The sequence below is a fragment of the Mycolicibacterium chengduense genome (assembly GCF_033741155.1).
GTDB lineage: Bacteria > Actinomycetota > Actinomycetes > Mycobacteriales > Mycobacteriaceae > Mycobacterium.
The window spans coordinates 158,502-176,847 of the sequence record NZ_JAWQNH010000001.1; the positions used below are offsets into that span (position 1 = coordinate 158,502).

Here is an 18,346-nt window from a genome sequence, read left to right on the forward strand (position 1 = left end):
GATATCGACGTCCCAGCAACTGCGTGATGCGCGTCACGTCCTGTCACACTTCTGGGGTGGGCGGTGTCTTGAGGGCATGACTGAGAACAACACCTCCCACCACGTCATCGTCCTCGGCGGCGGCTACGCCGGCGTCCACGCTGCCAACCACCTGTTGCAGCGCCCAGGGGTCAGCGTCACCCTGGTCAACGCCCGGCCCGATTTCGTCGAACGGATCCGGCTGCACCAACTCGCGGCGGGGACACATGATGCCACCACCGGTTATGACACCCTGCTCGGCGAGGGCGTGCGCCTGGTGGTCGACCGCGCCGAGCGCATCGACACCGCGGCCCGCCGGGTCGAACTGGCCTCCGGCGCCGCGCTGGACTACGACTACCTGATCTACGCGGTCGGCAGCACGGCCGGGGCCACTCCCGAATCGGCCTACGCGATCAGCGAATTGGAGGGTGCGCGCCGGCTGCGCGCGCGGCTGCAGGACGTGCCGGCGACCGCACCCGTGGTGGTGGTCGGCGGCGGGTTGACGGGTATCGAGGCGGCCTCGGAATTCGCCGAGTCGGGGCGCCCGGTCACGCTCGTCGCCGGCCCGTTGCTCGGCCCGTCGTTGGGTGCGCAGGCCCGCCGGTCGGTGGCCAAGCAACTGGCCAAGCTGAACGTCACGGTGATCGAGGGCCCGACGGTGACCACCGTCGGTGAACAAGACGTCACGCTGTCCGACGGGCGGACGCTGCCCAGCGCCGTCACCGTGTGGACGGCCGGGTTCGGGGTGCCCGAGCTGGCCGCCGCCAGTGGCCTGCGCACCGATGAACTGGGTCGGCTGCTCACCGACGAAACGCTCACCAGCATCGACGACGACCGAGTCGTCGGTGCCGGTGACGCGGTGGCCCCGTCGGGCGTGCCGCTGCGGATGAGCTGCCAGGCCGCGATCCCGCTGGCCGCCCAGGCCGCGCGGACCGTGCTGGCCCGGATCGCGGGCACCGAGCCGGTCCCGGTGAACCAGGCGTTCGCCGGTCAGTGCATCAGCATCGGCCGCTCCTACGGCACCATCCAGCTCGCGCACACCGACGACAGGCCGACCCGGTTCTACATCGGTGGCCGGGTGGCCGCGTCCATCAAGGAGATGGTGTGCAAGGGCACGCTGTGGCAGTTGCGCCGGGAGGCCGCCAAACCTGGTTCCTACGTGTGGATGCGGGGCGGTAAGCGCGCCGAGCTAGTGCACTCGGTGCACGCGTGAGCGAGCACGCCGAGCGGTTCACCGCGCTGCGGCCCCTGCTGTTCACCATCGCCTACGAGATCCTCGGTTCGGCAACCGAATCCGATGACGTGTTGCAGGAGAGCTACCTGCGGTGGGCCGAGGTGGACCTGGACACCGTGGCGGACACCAAGGCCTACCTGGCCCAGCTGGTGACCCGGCAGTCGCTCAACGCGCTGCGCGCCGCGGCCCGACGTCGCGAGGAGTACGTCGGGCCGTGGCTTCCGGAACCCGTTCTGGTAGAGGATGCTTCGGCCGATCTGGTGCTGGCCGAATCGGTGTCGATGGCGATGATGGTGGTGCTGGAGACGCTCACCCCCGACGAGCGCGCGATCTTCGTCCTGCGTGAGGTGTTCGGCTTCAGCCATGACGAGATCGCCGCGGCGGTGGGCCGCTCCCCGGCCGCGGTGCGCCAGATGGCGCACCGCGCCCGGGAGCACGTGCAGGCCAGGCGCAAGCGGTTCGACCACGTCGACGCCACCGTCGGCGAACAGATCACCGCACAGTTCTTCACCACCGCCGCGACCGGTGACGTGGCCGCACTGATCGAGCTGCTGGCCCCCGATGTGGTGTGGACGGCCGACAGCGCGGGCAAGGTCAGCGCGGCGCGCCGGCCGGTGACCGGCGCCGACAAGGTGGCCCGCCTGGTGCTGGGCCTGATGCGCGGAGCCGCCGAACGCGCCGAGGCACGCGTCGACCTGGCGACGTACAACAACGCCCCCGCCCTCGCGCTCTACCTGGGCGAGCAGTTGGAAGGCGTGATCACCGTGGAGATCACCGACGGCAAGATCAGCCACTTCTACGCCATGCGCAACCCGGACAAGCTCGCCGCCGTCACGATCCCCCGCGCGATCACGAGGTAGCTTCTGTCAGGCTTGGCCGGTGCGGATCGAGCGGTTGGCCGACTTGGGCGACGCCCCCGGGGTGCTGCGTGCCGTTGCCGACGCCGGCCGCCGGTGCGGGTTGCCACCGCCGGCCGCGCTGATCGGTGACTGGTTCGCCTCGCGGGCCGTGATCGCACCCACCGTGACCGCCACCCCATGCGAGCGGATGTTCGACGTGCGGCCGGGGCACGGCCCGCATGTCGGCGGTGGCTGGTTCGGCTACCTGGGCTACCCCGACGGGGCGCCCCGCATCCCCGCCGCCGCAGGAGGTTGGTCGGACTGCGTGCTTCGCCAGGACAGTGACGGACACTGGTGGTACGAAAGCCTTTCCGGTGCACCGGTCCCCGCCTGGCTGACCGATATCACCGCCGCCCCGGCCGGCGCCTACACCATCGACTGGCGCGCTCCCGATCGTGCGGCGCACCGCGCCGGGGTGCTGGCCTGCCTGGAAGCGATCGCCGCGGGCGAGGTGTACCAGGCCTGCGTCTGCACCCAGTTCACCGGCCGGATCAGCGGCGACCCCCTGGACTTCTTCGTCGATGCCGTGGCCCGCACCGCACCGGCGCGGGCCGCCTATATCGCCGGGGATTGGGGCGCGGTGGCATCGTTATCCCCGGAGCTGTTCCTCAGCAGACACGGCCGACGAGTGATCTCCAGCCCCATCAAAGGCACACTGCCTCTTACCGATTCACCGTCGGCGTTACGATCCTCGGTCAAGGATGTCGCCGAGAACATCATGATCGTCGACCTGGTCCGCAATGACCTGGGCCGGCTCGCCGATATCGGTTCGGTGACCGTCCCCGAGCTGCTGCGGGTGCGCCGCGCGCCCGGGGTGTGGCACCTGGTGTCGACGGTGGCGGCCGCGATCCCGGCCGAGACGCCGATGGCCACGGTGCTCGAGGCGACGTTCCCGCCAGCGTCGGTGACCGGCACACCGAAGGGAAGGGCGCGCCAGCTGCTGTCGCACTGGGAACTGGATAGTCGTGGAGTGTATTGCGGGACAGTTGGATTGGCCTCGCCCGCGGCGGGAACGGAGCTCAACGTGGCGATCCGCACCGTCGAGTTCGACCCGCACGGACGGGCTGTGCTCGGGGTGGGCGGCGGGATCACCGCCGACTCGGATCCGGACCGGGAGTGGCAGGAATGCCTCGACAAAGCCGCCTCGATCGTGCGTCAGCTCTCTCAGTCGCGTGCCTTCAACACCGCATCGTAGAGCTCTCGCCGGGACGGCGCTCCCGAATGCGCGGCGATCACCTGCGCACACGCGTCCTTGACCCGGGCGCCGTCGGCCACCAGCTCCAGGACCTCGGCTACCAGTGTCGCCAGATCGGCCTTGGGCACCGCGCCGGCCAGCACCACGGTGATCTCCCCCAGCACCCCGTCGGCCGCCCAGTCCGCGAGCGCCCCGAGGCTGCCGCGCTTGATCTCCTCGTGGGTCTTGGTCAACTCGCGGCACACCACCGCGCGCCGCTCGGCGCCGAGCACGTCCACCGCGTCGCGCAGGGTGTCGGCCAGCCGACGCGGCGATTCGAAGAACACCGCGGTGCGCTGCTCGGTGGCCAGCGTCGTCAACCAGGTGCGCCGCGCCGCCTGCTTACGCGGCGCGAAACCCTCGAAACAGAACCTGTCGGCGCCCAGGCCGGAGACCGCCAGCGCCGTCGTCACCGCCGATGGGCCGGGCAGGCAGCTGACCGTCAGGCCGGCCTCGATACAACCGGTCACCAGCCGGTAGCCCGGGTCGTTGATCAGGGGCATGCCGGCGTCGCTGATCAGTACCACCGTCGCGCCGCCGCGGATCTCGTCGAGCAGGGCCGGCACCCGGGTGGCCTCGTTCTGGTCGAACACGCTGAGCAGCCGCCCGGCCGGGGTGACACCCAGCGCCGAAGTCAGCGCGCGGGCCCGGCGGGTGTCCTCGGCGGCGATCACGTCGGCGGTCGCCAGGGCGTCGACCAGGCGGCTGGACGCATCCGCGGGCTGACCCAGCGGGGTGGCCGCCAGCAGTAGTCGGCCACCATCCATTTCGGCGGGCAGAAGCGGAGTGACCGGGGGTTCCACAACAGGACAGCCTACGATCGTCGGTGATGACCGCTCCCCATACCGTGCAGCCGGAGCGCGCCGTTCCCGTGATCAGCCCCGGCCCCCTGGTTCCCGTGCCGGATTTCGGGCCGACGGATCGCCTGCAGGGCTGGGTGATGACCGTCATCATCGGCGCGCTGGCCGCTCTGACGCGCTTCCTGCGACTCGGTTCGCCCACCGACGCGGGCACCCCGATCTTCGACGAGAAGCACTACGCGCCGCAGGCCTGGCAGATGCTGAGCAACCACGGCGTCGAGGACAACCCCGGCTACGGGCTGGTGGTGCACCCGCCGGTGTCCAAACAGCTGATGTCGATCGGCGAGTGGATCTTCGGCTACAACGGGCTGGGCTGGCGGTTCTCGTCGGCCGTCTGCGGCGTCATCATCATCGTGCTGACCGCGCGCATCGTGCGGCGGATCACCCGCTCCACGCTGGTCGGCGGCATCGCCGGGCTGCTGCTGATCGCCGACGGGGTCAGCTTCGTCTCGTCACGCACCGCGCTGATCGACGTGTTCCTGGTGCTGTGGGTGGTGGCCGCCTTCGGGGCACTGATCGTGGACCGCGACGACGTGCGGTCCCGGATGCACACCGCGTTGATGGAAGGACGGATCGCCCAGACCCCGTGGGGACCGCGGCTGGGCGTGCGCTGGTGGCGGTTCGGCGCCGGGGTGCTGCTGGGCCTGGCGTGTGCGACGAAATGGTCCGGCCTGTACTTCATCGTCTTCTTCGGTGTCATGACGCTGGCCTTCGACGTCGTCGCCCGGCGCCAGTACCGGGTGCCGCGGCCTTGGCTGGGCACCCTGCGCCGCGACCTGGGTCCGTCGATCTACGTGTTCTGGATCATCCCGTTCCTGGTGTACCTGGGTACCTACGCGCCATGGTTCGCCTCCGAGACCGCCGTGGACCGGCACGAGGAAGGTCGCTCGATCGGCCTGGACAGTTGGATGCCCGACGCCCTGCGGTCGCTGTGGCACTACACGTATCAGGCCTATCACTTCCATTCCACGCTTACCAACGCCGCAGGCAACCACCATCCGTGGGAGTCCAAGCCGTGGACGTGGCCGATGTCGTTGCGGCCGGTGCTCTACGCCATCGATCAACAGAACGTGCCCGGGTGCGGGGCGCAGTCGTGTGTGAAGGCCGTGATGCTGGTCGGCACGCCGGCGATGTGGTTCATCGCCGTCCCGGTGCTGGGCTGGGCGCTGTGGCGGGCGTTCGTGCGCCGCGACTGGCGCTACGCGGTGGTGCTGACGGGATACTTCGCCGGCTTCCTACCGTGGTTCGCCGATATCGACCGGCAGATGTACTTCTTCTACGCCACCACCATGGCGCCGTTCCTGATCATGGCGATCGCGCTGATCCTGGGCGATGTGCTGCACCAACCCAATCAGAATGCCGAACGACGGACGCTCGGGCTGATCGCGGTGAGTTGTTATGTGGCGCTGGTGATCACGAACTTCGCCTGGATGTACCCGATACTCACCGGGCTGCCCATTTCGCAGGCGACGTGGAATATGCAGATCTGGTTGCCCAGCTGGCGCTGAGCCCAACCCCCGCCCAAATGCACGTTTGGGTCAGTTTGTGCGAGGCAATGTCAAGTGGTTGGGGAAACATTCAGGCTGTTTGGCTAATGAGGGCGGCAAGACGTTGGGCTGGGGTATCGAGGTCCAGGGTGGGCCTGGGCCGTATGAATCCGCCCGAGTAGTTTTCGGCATTTCGTCGATCTCGGCGCTACCGAATCGCGTCGTACCGCCGCAACGCCTCGGCCCGCTCGGCCTTGTGGTCCACCATCGGCGCCGGGTAATCGGGGCTGCCGTACTCCGGCACCCAACGCCGCACGTATACCTCGTCGGGGTCGAACTTCTTGCCCTGGGTGTCGGGGTTGAACACCCGGAAGTACGGGGCGGCGTCGGTGCCGCACCCGGCCGCCCACTGCCAGCCGTGCTGATTGCTGGCCATATCGCCGTCCACCAGCTGATCCAGGAACCATCGCGCGCCCCATTGCCACGGCAGGTGCAGATCCTTCACCAGGAACGACGCGGTGATCATCCGCACCCTGTTGTGCATGAATCCGGTTGCGGCAAGCTGACGCATCCCGGCGTCGACGATCGGGAATCCGGTCTCTCCCGCTTTCCACAGCTCGAACCGCTCGCGCGCCTCGGCGTCCTCGTCGACGGCGATCGCGTCGAAGTTGGCGTTCCAGTTCCACCACGCGCTGCGCGGCCAGTGGTGCAGCACGTCGGCGTAGAAGTCCCGGAACGCCAGCTCGCGTAGATAGGCTTGCGCCCCTTCGCCTTTCCCGAGATCTGCGGCCATGCTGCGGGGATGGATGGTGCCGAATTTGAGGTGCGCCGACATGCGACTGCTGGCGTCGCGATCCGGGCGGTTGCGGTCATCGGCATAATCGGCCAGCCCGTCGCCCACGAAGCGCTTCCACGCCGCGCGCGCCGCCGTCTCCCCGGCCGGCAGCTCGAGCTCGGCGGTGCCGGCCGGGATGTCCACGCCACCGCCCACGTCTGCCGGGTCGATCCAGCGGGCCGACGACGGTCCGGTCTTGGCCGGCGCCCGCCACCCGTGCGCGGTCCACGCCCGGAAGAACGGGGTGAACACCTTGTACGGGGCGCCGTCGTCCTTGGTGACGCGTCCCGGGGACACCAGATACGGTGAGCCCGACTCTTCCAGCGGCACCTCGCCCAAGGCCTCGCGCACCGCGGCGTCGCGGCGCTTACCGAACGGCGAGTAGTCCCCTGACACGTGCACCGCGGCGGCGCCGATCTTCTCGACCAGGGCCGGGATCCGCTTCTCGGGCCGGCCCTGGGTCACCAGCAGCCGGCCGTCGAGTTGGTCGTTCAGGTCACGCAGCGCGTCGTACAGGTACTGCAGCCGGCGCTGGCCGGAACTGGCCTTCAGCCGGGGATCCAGGACGTAGCAGGCCAGCACCTCGCCGTCGGGTTCTGCGGCGTCCAGCAGCGCCGGCAGGTCGTGCAAGCGCAGATCGCGCCGAAACCACAGCAACGTAGGCATACCGGCGACGTTACAGCGGGTCGCGCGCCGCCGGACAGGACATGCACCGCGGCCCACCCCGACCGCTGCCCAGCTCCGAGGCCGCGATGGTGAGCACCTCGATTCCCGAATCGACAAGGCGGGCATTGGTTTCGGTGTTGCGTTCGTAGGCCACCACCACCCCGGGGGCCAGCGCCAAGGTGTTGTTGCCGTCGTCCCACTGCTCACGTTCGGCGGTCACCGGGTCCAGGCCGGTGTCGATGACGCGCAACGTGTCGATTTCCATGGCATCGGCCGCGGCCCGGACGAAGGGACGCTCGTCGTCGATCTGCACCCCGCCCTCGGGGGTGCGGTGCATGGTGAACGCCGACAGGGAGTCGACGATATTCGGGTACATCACCACGGCATCGGTGTCGACCATGGTGCAGACCGTGTCCAGGTGCATCTGGGCGCGCTGCTGGGCGATCGGTACCGCCAGCACCGTATGCGCCAGATCGTCCTCGAACAGGCTGCGCGCCAAGGCTTCTGCACCCGCCGGGGTGGTGCGCTCCCCCACCCCGACCGCCACCACTCCCGGCCGCAGCAGCAGCACGTCGCCGCCTTCGACCGGCGCGGAACGCGACTCGTAGGCCCGTCGCACCCCGAGGAAGCGGGGATGGTGCGCGTAGATCAAATCGGTCAACGACGATTCCCGCGACCGGGCCGGTAGTGCCAACGAGGTGATCGCCATTCTCGGCCCGATCCAGAAGGACGAGTCCCTGGTGAACATCAGATTCGGCAAGGGGTCGATCACGAAGTCCGCGCCGTGGTGCATACGGCGCACCAGTGACAGCTCACTGCCCGCGAACGGCAACTCGGTGAACGTCATCCCGGCGATCAGCACGTGCGCCAACGTCGCGGCGTCCAGCGTGCGCAAGTAGGACGAAAGTTCTTGCGCCAGCGGAATGCCCAGCCGCCGGGCATCGACGGCAGCGGAGATGCCGTGCATCCTGGCCGCGCCCGAGGCCAGCGCCTCGGTGAGCAGATCGGCCAGCAGCAGCACCTCCACGCCGCGGTCGGCCAGCACGGCAGCGAAGGCGTCATGCTCCTCCTGCGCCTTGGCCACCCACGGTAGACCGTCGAACAACAGACTGTCGTTGTTGCGTGGCGTCAGTCGCTGCAACTCGGCACCAGGACGGTGCAGGATGACAACCTTGAGGGTGCCGACTTCCGAATTACATCCCAACACTTGACCCGATTCCACACCGCAGACGTTATCTCAACTATGGTTGAGGTGTATGGAATCCCATGAGCTGACGCCGGGTGAGCTGGCACACCGCAGCGGTGTGGCGGTGTCGGCGCTGCACTTCTACGAGCGCGAGGGACTCATCGGATCGCGGCGCACCAGCGGTAATCAGCGCCGCTACCCGCGCGAGACGCTGCGCCGGGTGGCGTTCATCCGGATGTCCCAGCGACTGGGCATCCCCCTGGTCCGGATCCGCGAGGCGCTGGCCTCGTTACCGTCGGACCGGGTGCCCACCAGTAAGGACTGGGCCAAACTCTCGGCCGGCTGGCGTCGCGACCTCGACGAACGGATCATGCACCTGGAACGCCTGCGCGACAACCTGGCCGATTGCATCGGCTGCGGCTGCCTGAGCCTGAAGACCTGCCTCCTGTCCAATCCGGGCGACATGCTCTCCCAACACGGACCGGGTGCCGCCAAGCTCTAGCAATCGAACGCTTGTGCGATAACATCGACGTGTGTCTCTGGCCGTTCAGGGGTCGCTTTTCGACCACTCGGAGCGTCGCTACCTGGGCGACGGCGCCTGGATCGACGTCCGGGCCGGTTGGCTCAACGGGTCACCGGAAGGCGAGGACAGCTTCTTCGACGAGCTGCTCACGGCCATCCCGTGGCGGGCCGAACGCCGGCAGATGTACGAACGGGTGCTCGATGTCCCCCGGCTGGTGAGCTTCCACGATCTCACCACCGAAACCGCACCACACCCCGGCATCGCCAAGCTACGGGTCCGGCTCAACGACATCTACGCCGGTGAACTGGGTGAGCGCTTCACCACCGCCGGACTGTGCCTGTATCGCGACGGTGACGACAGCGTGGCCTGGCATGGGGACACCATCGGTCGCAGCAGTACGGCCGACACCATGGTGGCAATCGTCAGCCTGGGTGCGCGAAGGGTTTTCGCGATGCGACCGCGCACCGGCGGACGCAGCCTGCGGTTGCCGCAGGCCCACGGTGACCTGTTGGTGATGGGCGGGTCCTGTCAGCGCACGTGGGAGCATTCCGTGCCCAAGACGGCCCGGCCCGTCGGCCCCCGGATCAGCATCCAGTTCCGGCCGCGCGACGTGCGGTAGCGGTCAGCCGCGCACGTCGGCCACGGCCTTGGTGAGCAGATCCCGCGCCCTGCCGGTGTCCACCGGCACGACCGGCTTATTCGGCTCCACCAGCGGATTTGCGGTCACCATCACCACAAACGTGCCGAAACTGGCCACATAGTTGAACAGTTCCCCGGTGCGCGGCGCCCCGTTCACCATCGTCCGTAGCACCCGATGAGTGCCCAACACCCGCGCATCGTCGATCTTCGGGGATTCGACCACCTGCACCTGCCCGGCGACGCCGGCGCCGGCGTAGTCCACCTTCTGACAAGCCGGTCCGGGATCGTTGAAGCCGATGGCGTCGGAGGTCTCCATCGCGATGACGATGAACCGATTGCCGTTGCCCTCGGCCGTCGTCGCCGCCATATTGCCCTTCACCCCCGGTGGCACGGCCAGCCCGGTGGCCAACTTCGCACAGTCCGGGGGTGTGATCGTGACACCCGGCGGCAACGGCTGGGCGGCGAGCATCTTCGAGTCGATACCGGTCGGGGCCACGGTGGTCACGTGGAACTCCGGCCCGAACTGCGACTTCAGGTCGACGATGTGCGCGATATCGGGCTGGGCGGCCGGCTTGGCGGCGGAGCACGCGGTGAGTGCGGCAGCACAGGCCACGAGGGCGGCCGCTCGTGGAGTGAGCATCGACGCCAAATCTACCGGCGTCACCTGGTGACCGCCGAAACCACCTGTGCCAGCAGGTGTGACGTGGTGTCGCCGGGTAGCTTCTGCTGGGCGGATCCGGGGTCGGTGATCACGGTGACGGAGGCGATGTACGCCCCGGCCAGGTACGCGGTGACCGTGTCGGCATGCATCCGGGTCACGGTGCCGCCTTCGACGGTGGTGGTCGCCACGGCACTCATCGCCACGGTCGGCGTGTCCGGGATCGCCGGGGCGGGTGCGAGCGTCACCGCCGCACTCGTGTGCCCGCCCGTCAGCGACCACGCCGCGCAGCCGTCCGGAGCGCCCACCCGTGCGCCTGGCCCGGCGACGATGGCGTAGACGATCCCACCCGGACCCGACGCCGACCAACCCCGCACCGGGGTGCCGGCGCCGGGATCGGCGAGTTCACCGCAGTGCTCCGGCACCGCCGCCCACCCGGAGGTGAAACCCCAAAAGGATGCCGGCGCAACCGGTTCGACGAGATCGGTCACCTCGTACCCGGCAGGCAGATCGGCCCGGGCCCTGGCGATGGCCGCGGGCTGGACGGGGCCGGGCGCACCCGACGATGCCGGCGGAGTCGGCGAGGGCGGCGCGATTTCGGACGGCGACCCGCAGGCCGTCAGGCCCACCGTCGCCACCAGGCATATCGCCATCGTCCGCACGCCGCTGTGATACCACATCCGCGTGGGCATCGACGCGCGGTGACGGTGGTGTCGCGGACCGATTCGCGCCGGGGTACCCAGGTTTCTGGCAGGATTCCCCGGCAGGACGGCGTCGACCACAGGAGAAGGCATGAACTGGTACACCACGGCACGTGGACTCGCAGCGGGCGCCGCGGTGCTCGGGCTCGCCCTGGCCGGCTGCGGCTCGGATACCAAGAGCACGCCCGCGTCGCAGGAAAGCACCAGCGCCTCAGCGACTTCTGCGACGTCAGCGACATCTGAGACCTCCGCGGCCAGTGCCACCAGCGCCGCGCCCACCCCGGCGGCGGGGGCGCATTACACACTCGCCGACTACATCAAGGACAACCACATCACCGAAACACCGGTCAAGCGCGGCGATCCCGGGACTCCGACGTTGAACCTGCCGACACCGGAGGGCTGGGCCGACGCCGGCGCCAAGGCGCCCGCCGGGGCATGGGAACAGATCGTGTTCACCGATCCGTCTGCCAGGCCGGTCCCGCCGACGGTCACCGCCATCATGTCCAAGTTGACCGGCGCCGATCCGGCAAAGGTCGTGGAGTACGCCCCCGGCGAACTGCAGAACCTGCCCGACTACGAAGGCGCCAGCTCGGGCAAGAGCGGCAAACTCGGCGGCTTCGACGCCGTGCAGGTGGGCGGTACCTACGTCAAGGATGGGCAGAAACGCTTGATCGCCCAGAAGACGGTGATCATCCCGGCCGGCCAGGATCTGTTCGTCCTGCAACTCAACGCCGAAGGCACCGAAGACCAGATGGGTCCGTTGATGGATGTCACCACGGCCATCGACAAGGAAACGACGATCACGCCATGACGCAATCCGCGGCGGCCCAGCGGAAGTAGCCTCCGCACCGAAAACGTCAGCAGCACAACCGATCAAGCGCGGGAGATTGCGGAGGCTGCCGCGATCTGGTCCGGGGTCGGCCGCACCCCGGTATAACGTTCGAACTGTTCGGCGGCCTGCAACGCGATCACCTCCGCGCCGGTGATGACCGTGATGCCCGCGGTCCGTGCGGCCGTGATGAGCGGTGTCTCCGAGGGCAGCGCCACCACATCGAACACCACCGATGCGTTCGCGATCGCCGCGTCGTCGAACGCCTGCTGGCGTTCCTCGGGGCCTCCGGACATACCGATCGGGGTGACGTTCACCAGGATCGGCGCACGCAGTGAACCCACCTCGGGGGCGTACTCGTAGCCCAGCCGTTCGGCCAGCGCCCGGCCGGTATCGGCGTTTCGCGCCACGATGACACCGGAACCGAAGCCGCTGTCCTGGAACGCGGCGGCAACGGCACTGGCCATCCCGCCGCTGCCCCGGATGACGACGGCATCGCCGGGGTTCAGTCCGTTGCTGCGGATCAACTGTTGCACCGCAAGGTAATCGGTGTTCGATGCGCGCAGGTGACCGTCGTCGTTCACGATGGTGTTGACCGATTCGATGCCCAGGGCCGACGGCTCGACCTCGTCGACCAGGGCGAGCACATCACGCTTGAACGGCATCGACACCGAGCAGCCCCGGATACCCAGCGCGCGCACGCCACCGATCGCCGCGGTGATATCGGTGGTGGTGAAGGCCTTGTAGATGAAGTCCAGGCCCAGCTGCTCGTAGAGGTAGTTGTGGAAACGGGTGCCGATATTGCTCGGGCGGGCGGCCAGCGAGATGCACAGCCGGGTGTCTTTATTCAGTGGCGGCCGGCCGCCACTGACGTTGGGCGCCGTCATCAGCCCACCGCCCGCATCACCTGCCGGGCCATCTCATAGATGGCGCGATACCGCTGCGGGCTCACCGACACATTCGGCACATCGACCACGGTAGTCACCACGTTGAGGTCTTCGCGCTCCCAGTGCGCCCCGGCCCGATCCAGGATCGCCCGCATCGGATAGTTCTCCGACAGCACCCGTGCGGTGAACGTGCTGACTCCCCCGGCGCGCGCCGCCACCGCCAGCGCGTCCATCAAGAAAGTGCCGATACCACGCCCCTGGTAGGCATCGCCGACGATGAAGGCCACCTCGGCAGTCGTCGAATCATGCCCCAGCCGCACGAAGCGCCCGTCGGCCACCACCGGCCCGTCCGGGCCATCGGTCAGCACCCACACGAAATGGTCGACGTAGTCGACCTCGAACAGATAGGCCATCAACGACGGCGTCGGCACCCGGGTGCTCTGGAATCGGCGGTACAACGTCTCGCTGGAGAATTCCACGGGGCCGTGGATGGTGCGTTCGTTGTCTCCGGGCAACACCGGCCGCAGATACAGGACGGTGCCGTCGCGCATGGTGGCGGGAATCGGCGTGATGAAGGTCGCCAGCCGCTGCCGGGCGATGCGCACCAACCGGTCCATCAACGACCTGACCCCGTCGCCGCGCGCACCGGAAACCGGCAGGTCAAGCATGATGGCGAACGCTTCGGGTCCGCCGACCCAGCCGGTGAGCGCCCCGGTGGCCGTCACCGTCGCGGTTCTCGGCACACCGCGCAGCAGCGCGATCTCTCCGACCACCAGTCCGGGCTGCAGCGGTACCACGGTCGCTTCGCCGTCCTCGCCGATATGGGTCACCTCGGCGGTGCCGGAGCCGATCAGCAGGAAGGTGGCCGCCTGCTCGCCTTGGCGCATGAGCACGTCTCCGGCGCCGGCGGCCAGCGGCTGCAGCAGTGCCGCCAGTGGCAGCAGTTCGGCGGCCGAGCACCCGGCGAAGAACCCCAATGCGGCCAGTTCGTCGGCCCGCGCACCGGTCACACTCACCACCTCACGAGGCTACGACTTCCGGCGCGACCAGGTCCACGAACCGCGACGAAGCGCACCGGACTTTGCTGTGTGGCACGTGAGGTTAACCGCGCTAGCAGCGTTTCTACGCACTGGTCAGATATCTGTGGCAAACTCCGCGTATGACTCAAGCGCTGCGCCGCACTCGCGGTCGTCCCCGGGCAGCTAACGGTTCGGAGACCCGCGAGCGGATCGTCCGTGCGGCACGACTGGTTTTCAGCGAACTTGGCTACGACGCGGCGACGTTCCAGGCGATCGCCGAGCGCGCCGATCTGACGCGGCCGGCGATCAATCATTACTTTGCGAACAAGCGGGCGCTGTACCAAGAGGTACTCACCGCCACCAACGCCGCGCTGATCACGTCGGGGATGACCGCCGCGGCAGCCCACACCAATCTGGCCGACAGGCTCTCGGCATTCCTCAGCGGGATGATGATGGCGCACCGCGAGTACGACTCGGCGGCGGCGTTCCTCGTGACGTCGATGCTGGAGTCCCATCGCCATCCCGAGCTGAGCCAGGACAGCTACGCCCCGCGTGATGACCTGCGCAGCTTCGTCACCACCGCCGTCAGCGATGCGGTGGCCTCGGGCGAGCTCAGTGCCGCCAGCGATCCCGAGATCTTGGTGGAGATGCTTCTGGTGCTGATGTTCGGCATCGGTTTCTACGCCGGATTCGTCGGCACCGATGCCGAAGTGGCGGCCGTGGTGGACAAGGTGCAGCGGCTGCTGGCCAACGACCTTTGGACTCTGCAGGAGCCGGCCGCCAGCTGAGCGTGGTCAACCTGCGGGTTCGGTGAGCACCCGGACTGCTTCGCGCAACGGGTCCGGTGTGGTGGCGATATCGCCGATGAACGGGTGCGCCAGCTCCAGCACCAGGAACAGGTTGGTGGCCACCAACACCCCGACGATGATCACCATCGGGTAGTGCATCGCCGGCCGCTCGACCCCGTAGACGATGGCGGTGCCCAGCACCATGGCGCTGGTGATGAAGATGACCGCCCAGAGCGGCCATGGTGGTCCGTCGTCGGTGCGAGCCTGCAGGATGCGCGCCGTACGCGCTTGGCCGATCTTGTCCAGGTTGGTGAATGACGTTGCCAGAAGCGTCTTTTGGGTGTCGTTGACGGGCTGCACCTGGCCGTACGCCGTGCGCAGGTCGATCAAGGCCCGATCGGCGGCCGGTGATCGCCGATTGTTGCCCTCGGTCCATTCCGCGATGGCCGCGTTCTCGTAGGACAGTAGCGCGGACCGCACCCGGTCCCGGTCCTTCGGAGCGAAAATCGTCGCGTCCGTTGCCATCTGGACCGCGGCGGCACCCTCGGTTCGCGCGTTGCCGTCGGCGGTGTTGATCGAACCCCACATCGACGAGACGACGAAACCGATGAAGAAGGCGTACACGAATCCGATCACTCCGTAGGTGAAGCGGGTGACGTCGTTGTGCTCATCCAGGGTCAGCGCCGGGAAGCGGTGCCGGATCGCCCTGAGCACCAGCACCGCGCCCCCGGCGACGACCGCGATCAGGATGACCAGCAGCAGCCCCGCCGGGACGTGCAGCACCAGCCAGGCAGCCACCGGGTCTCCCGTCGTCATGGGTCACGCGGTTGAAAACCCTAGACGGTACGGCCTGCATCCGGCGGCGGTTTGTCCGGCCGGACCGCTACGCTGTGCGGCTGTGAAGGCGATGGCCCAACACAGCTGGGCGGCGGGCACACCCTTGGAATTGGTCGAGTTGCCGACACCCGTGCCGCGCCGGCGCGAGGTCCGGGTGCGCGTGCAGGCCATCGGCGTGAACCCGGTGGATTGGAAGATGCGCAGCCGCGGCCCGTTACGGTGGGCGGCCCGTCTGCTGGGACCCAGGCCACCGGTGATCGTGGGAGTGGACTTCGCCGGGGTGGTGGATGCGGTCGGCCCCGCGGTCACCGATCTCGCGGTGGGTGACCGGGTGGCCGGCGGCACCAACTTCGCGCGCCGGCAACGCGGCTCCTACGCCGACACGGTGCTGGTGCGCCGCGATCAGATCTGCCGGGTACCGGAATCGGTCGACAGCACGGTGGCGGCCGCCCTGCCCATCCCGGGAGTCACGGCCTGGATGTCGGTGATCGACCTGGGCCGGATCCGGCAGGTGCCGGTGGCCGAGCGTCGGGTGCTGGTGCTGGGCGCCTCCGGCGGCGTCGGCCAGTTGGTGGTGCAGATCGCCAAGCGGGAAGGTGCCCTGGTGTGCGGGGTCTGCTCGAGCGCCAATATCGACCGGGTGGCCGGGCTGGGCGCCGACGCGGTGGTCGACTACACCCGCGGCGACGCCCTGGCGCAGGCGCGGGCGCATGGCCCGTTCAGCGTCGTCGTCGACTGTGCGGGCGGTTACGCCGCCCGTCGGTGTCGGGCATTGCTGGCGCCCGGCGGCCGACACGTCATGGTGGCCGGGGACGACGCGGCCGCACTGGCGGCCAGGGTGCTCGCCCCTCGACGATCCAAGGGCATTTTGGGCAGACCCACCGGGGCCCGGCTCGCGCCGCTGATCGATGCCGTCGGCACTGGTTCGTTGCGGGTGAGCATCGCCAAGACCTTTCCGCTGACCGCCGCCGAGGAGGCACACCGGCTCAGCCGGACGGGTCGGATGACCGGGAAACTCTTACTGATCCCCGACACCGCGCCGCCCCAGGTTTCGAACGGTGCCTAGGCGGGGATTCGTAGCCGCAGACGCGCGAGCCCAGCCCGGGTGGTCTCCGCGTCAGGTTCCCCCGGTACAGACAGCTGCCGGGGGAACCGTCCCGACATTCCGGCGGCAGCTCAGTCTGAGTAGTCCGCGGTGATCCAGCGGTCCGGACGCACCAGGAAGAGCACGCTCGGACTGTCTTTCATCGCCTCGACGAACGCGCGTCCGCCGTCCTCCCCCAGATAGCGGATGGCGATGGCTTCGCGTACCTCTTGCGGCGCGGGCTCGACGGTGTCCACGACGCTGCCCTCGACGACCACGTACTGATAGGGCGGTTCCTCCCGTTGCACGACGAGGGTCACCGCGCCGGCTTGCCGGATCAGGCGGACCTTGCGCGACGCCGCGCCGGTGTTGATCCGGATGAGCCCGTCGGGCGTGTAGTCATACCAGATCGGGACACTGGCGGGCGGTCGGCCGTCGGTGGTGGCCACCGACAGCACGCCCACGTGCTTGGCGGCCAGGAACTCTTCGCGCTGCGCTTCTCCGAGAGGTCTGCTCATACCGGCGGGCAACGCCGTCGCGGACGGGAGGTATTCCCGCTGCCGATCACCGGGCCCGCAGGAAGCGCTCGTCGATGGCATCGAGCATGCGCGTCGCCTCTTCGATGCGTTCGAGCACCACCGCGATCCGGCCCGGTGGCTCCACATAACCCTTGGCCTGGCAGCGCCGCCGCCAATTCGCCTCGGCCTTGGTTATTTTCGCCGTCATGGTGGTGATCTCGTCCCGGAGTACTTCGGCGAAGAGTTCGGCTTGGGCCCGCTCGGACGGTTGGGTGAGCCGGCGGACCACGCCATCGTCGAGGGTCACGTCCACGCCCTACTTCGGGAAGGTCAGCGGATCGTCGATCGGCCAGCCGGCCGCCAGCAGCCGGCGCTCCACGCGCTGGACGTCCTCATGGGAGGGCAGTTCGTCGGTCAGCTTGGTGATGGCCACCCGGACGTCGGTGCCGTGGGCGGGCCTGCTTCCCGTTGCGATCAATTGAGTTGTCAGCGAGAGCACTTCGTCCTCGGTGAGCCGCCGCCGCAGCACAGCGACCAGCGGGATGTAGTCATCGGCCGGGATGCCGTCGGGATAACCGGCCCGCAGGAAGGCCAGTATCCGGGCCAGCACATCCGACAGCGCCACTGTTCCCCCTCGGCCCCCCGGCCATGTCAGCGTTTATTCCTTGGTAGTCGGTAGGGCGGCCGCGGAGCAAGGCGTTTCACCGTCCGGTCAGACCACATTTACGAGGTGTTCACCACCTTCAGCTTCCGCAGCGACCAGCCACTACTGTGTGACAATGCGCACCGGATTCCAGGATCAGCTCGACGGGCTGACCCAGACGCTCAGCGATATGTGCGGGCTGGCCGGCGCGGCCATGGAGCGGGCGACACAAGCTCTCCTGCAGGCGGACCTCGTCACCGCCGAGCAGGTGATCAGCGATCACGAACACCTGGCGGCGCTGCGCACCCAAGCCGAGGAAGCGGCGTTCATCCTGCTCGCGCTGCAGGCGCCCGTCGCCAGCGATCTGCGTCTGGTCGTCGGGTCGATGCAGAGCGTCGCCGACTCCGAACGGATGGGCGGCCTGGCGCTGCACGTGGCCAAGATCGCGCGCCGTCGCCACCCAGAGCACGCCGTACCCGAGGAGGTCGACGGCTACTTCGCCGAAATGGGCCGTATCGCAGTCGAACTCAGCGCCTGCGCGCAAGAAGTGGTGCTGTCCCGCGATCCGGAGAAGGCGGCCCAGATCAGCCGCGACGACGAGGCGATGGACCAGCTGCACAAGCACCTGTTCACGGTGCTGATGGACCGGCAGTGGGACCACGGTGTCGCCAGCGCGGTGGACATCACGTTGTTGGGCCGGTTCTACGAACGGTTCGCCGACCATGCCGTGGAGATCGGGCGGCGGGTCATCTTTCAGGTGACTGGGGAGATCCCGGAGGGGTGAGCAGCTCAGCCCTGGTC

At 68.5% G+C, this 18,346-nt stretch carries 21 protein-coding genes; 10 read left to right on the top strand and 11 right to left on the bottom strand.

Annotation, left to right across the window (positions count from 1 at the left end):
* Positions 1-76: 76 nt before the first annotated feature.
* The 3 genes from SBI67_RS00805 to SBI67_RS00815 are packed head-to-tail and all read left to right on the top strand — an operon-like array spanning position 77 to position 3,346.
* Positions 77-1,231, top strand: a complete 1,155-nt coding sequence (locus SBI67_RS00805; protein WP_318978746.1) for an NAD(P)/FAD-dependent oxidoreductase — start codon at positions 77-79, stop codon at positions 1,229-1,231.
* A complete protein-coding gene (locus SBI67_RS00810) occupies positions 1,228-2,112 on the top strand; it encodes an RNA polymerase sigma-70 factor (RefSeq protein ID WP_318978747.1) in 885 nt (294 codons plus the stop codon). Before SBI67_RS00805 ends, SBI67_RS00810 begins: the two co-directional genes overlap by 4 nt.
* 19 nt (positions 2,113-2,131) lie before the next feature.
* On the top strand, positions 2,132-3,346 hold the full coding sequence (locus tag SBI67_RS00815; RefSeq protein ID WP_318978748.1) for an aminodeoxychorismate synthase component I: 1,215 nt from the start codon (positions 2,132-2,134) through the stop codon (positions 3,344-3,346).
* On the opposite strand, the gene rsmI is transcribed toward SBI67_RS00815, so the two are convergent.
* Entirely contained in the window at positions 3,316-4,152 is an 837-nt protein-coding gene (rsmI, locus tag SBI67_RS00820; protein WP_318979534.1) for a 16S rRNA (cytidine(1402)-2'-O)-methyltransferase, read from the bottom strand. The two genes, SBI67_RS00815 and rsmI, sit on opposite strands and share 31 nt — an antisense overlap.
* A gap of 62 nt (positions 4,153-4,214) precedes the next feature.
* Between rsmI and SBI67_RS00825 the strand changes: the two genes are divergently transcribed.
* A complete protein-coding gene (locus tag SBI67_RS00825) occupies positions 4,215-5,753 on the top strand; it encodes a dolichyl-phosphate-mannose--protein mannosyltransferase (protein WP_318978749.1) in 1,539 nt (512 codons plus the stop codon).
* Between the two features lie 187 nt (positions 5,754-5,940).
* Here the strand turns inward: SBI67_RS00825 and SBI67_RS00830 are convergent, their stop codons facing one another.
* Together SBI67_RS00830 and arcA are read right to left on the bottom strand one after the other, a co-directional pair.
* Positions 5,941-7,233, bottom strand: coding sequence for a cryptochrome/photolyase family protein (locus SBI67_RS00830; RefSeq protein ID WP_318978750.1), 1,293 nt, complete (start codon positions 7,231-7,233; stop codon positions 5,941-5,943).
* A 10-nt stretch (positions 7,234-7,243) separates the two neighbouring features.
* Positions 7,244-8,455, bottom strand: coding sequence for an arginine deiminase (arcA, locus tag SBI67_RS00835; protein ID WP_266048783.1), 1,212 nt, complete (start codon positions 8,453-8,455; stop codon positions 7,244-7,246).
* 34 nt (positions 8,456-8,489) lie between these two features.
* Between arcA and soxR the strand changes: the two genes are divergently transcribed.
* Positions 8,490-8,921: a redox-sensitive transcriptional activator SoxR gene (gene soxR, locus SBI67_RS00840; RefSeq protein WP_318978751.1), complete on the top strand. Its 432-nt coding sequence runs from the start codon at positions 8,490-8,492 to the stop codon at positions 8,919-8,921.
* Between the two features lie 31 nt (positions 8,922-8,952).
* Entirely contained in the window at positions 8,953-9,561 is a 609-nt protein-coding gene (locus tag SBI67_RS00845; RefSeq protein WP_266048785.1) for an alpha-ketoglutarate-dependent dioxygenase AlkB, read from the top strand.
* 3 nt (positions 9,562-9,564) lie between these two features.
* On the opposite strand, the gene SBI67_RS00850 is transcribed toward SBI67_RS00845, so the two are convergent.
* Together SBI67_RS00850 and SBI67_RS00855 are read right to left on the bottom strand one after the other, a co-directional pair.
* Positions 9,565-10,221, bottom strand: a complete 657-nt coding sequence (locus tag SBI67_RS00850; RefSeq protein ID WP_318978752.1) for a DUF5642 family protein — start codon at positions 10,219-10,221, stop codon at positions 9,565-9,567.
* 20 nt (positions 10,222-10,241) lie between these two features.
* Entirely contained in the window at positions 10,242-10,931 is a 690-nt protein-coding gene (locus tag SBI67_RS00855) for a DUF5642 family protein (RefSeq protein ID WP_318978753.1), read from the bottom strand.
* Between the two features lie 100 nt (positions 10,932-11,031).
* Here SBI67_RS00855 and lpqN point away from each other — a divergent pair, with 100 nt between their 5' ends.
* On the top strand, positions 11,032-11,751 hold the full coding sequence (lpqN, locus tag SBI67_RS00860) for an envelope biogenesis lipoprotein LpqN (RefSeq protein ID WP_318978754.1): 720 nt from the start codon (positions 11,032-11,034) through the stop codon (positions 11,749-11,751).
* 62 nt (positions 11,752-11,813) lie between these two features.
* Here the strand turns inward: lpqN and SBI67_RS00865 are convergent, their stop codons facing one another.
* Positions 11,814-12,656 (bottom strand): shikimate 5-dehydrogenase, encoded by an 843-nt coding sequence (locus SBI67_RS00865; protein WP_318978755.1) that lies wholly within the window; start codon positions 12,654-12,656, stop codon positions 11,814-11,816.
* Positions 12,656-13,675 carry an acetyltransferase Pat gene (pat, locus tag SBI67_RS00870; RefSeq protein ID WP_318978756.1) on the bottom strand — a complete coding sequence of 340 codons (1,020 nt, stop codon included), beginning with the start codon at positions 13,673-13,675 and terminating at the stop codon, positions 12,656-12,658. Before pat ends, SBI67_RS00865 begins: the two co-directional genes overlap by 1 nt.
* A 140-nt stretch (positions 13,676-13,815) precedes the next feature.
* Here pat and SBI67_RS00875 point away from each other — a divergent pair, with 140 nt between their 5' ends.
* Complete coding sequence (locus SBI67_RS00875; protein WP_318978757.1) at positions 13,816-14,463, top strand: TetR/AcrR family transcriptional regulator; 648 nt, start codon at positions 13,816-13,818, stop codon at positions 14,461-14,463.
* Positions 14,464-14,469: 6 nt separating this feature from the next.
* Here the strand turns inward: SBI67_RS00875 and SBI67_RS00880 are convergent, their stop codons facing one another.
* Complete coding sequence (locus SBI67_RS00880; RefSeq protein ID WP_318978758.1) at positions 14,470-15,279, bottom strand: bestrophin-like domain; 810 nt, start codon at positions 15,277-15,279, stop codon at positions 14,470-14,472.
* A gap of 91 nt (positions 15,280-15,370) precedes the next feature.
* Between SBI67_RS00880 and SBI67_RS00885 the strand changes: the two genes are divergently transcribed.
* The gene (locus SBI67_RS00885; RefSeq protein WP_318979535.1) at positions 15,371-16,366 is read left to right on the top strand and encodes an NAD(P)-dependent alcohol dehydrogenase; all 996 of its coding nucleotides are present in this window, start codon (positions 15,371-15,373) and stop codon (positions 16,364-16,366) included.
* Positions 16,367-16,476: 110 nt separating this feature from the next.
* On the opposite strand, the gene SBI67_RS00890 is transcribed toward SBI67_RS00885, so the two are convergent.
* From SBI67_RS00890 to SBI67_RS00900, 3 genes are read right to left on the bottom strand one after another with little or no spacing between them, the layout of a single operon-like run.
* The gene (locus tag SBI67_RS00890; RefSeq protein ID WP_318978759.1) at positions 16,477-16,902 is read right to left on the bottom strand and encodes a pyridoxamine 5'-phosphate oxidase family protein; all 426 of its coding nucleotides are present in this window, start codon (positions 16,900-16,902) and stop codon (positions 16,477-16,479) included.
* 46 nt (positions 16,903-16,948) lie between these two features.
* Entirely contained in the window at positions 16,949-17,209 is a 261-nt protein-coding gene (locus SBI67_RS00895) for a hypothetical protein (RefSeq protein WP_318978760.1), read from the bottom strand.
* A gap of 9 nt (positions 17,210-17,218) precedes the next feature.
* Positions 17,219-17,527 carry a DUF3349 domain-containing protein gene (locus SBI67_RS00900; protein WP_318978761.1) on the bottom strand — a complete coding sequence of 103 codons (309 nt, stop codon included), beginning with the start codon at positions 17,525-17,527 and terminating at the stop codon, positions 17,219-17,221.
* 154 nt (positions 17,528-17,681) lie between these two features.
* Between SBI67_RS00900 and phoU the strand changes: the two genes are divergently transcribed.
* On the top strand, positions 17,682-18,329 hold the full coding sequence (phoU, locus tag SBI67_RS00905; RefSeq protein WP_318978762.1) for a phosphate signaling complex protein PhoU: 648 nt from the start codon (positions 17,682-17,684) through the stop codon (positions 18,327-18,329).
* Positions 18,330-18,346: the final 17 nt, after the last annotated feature.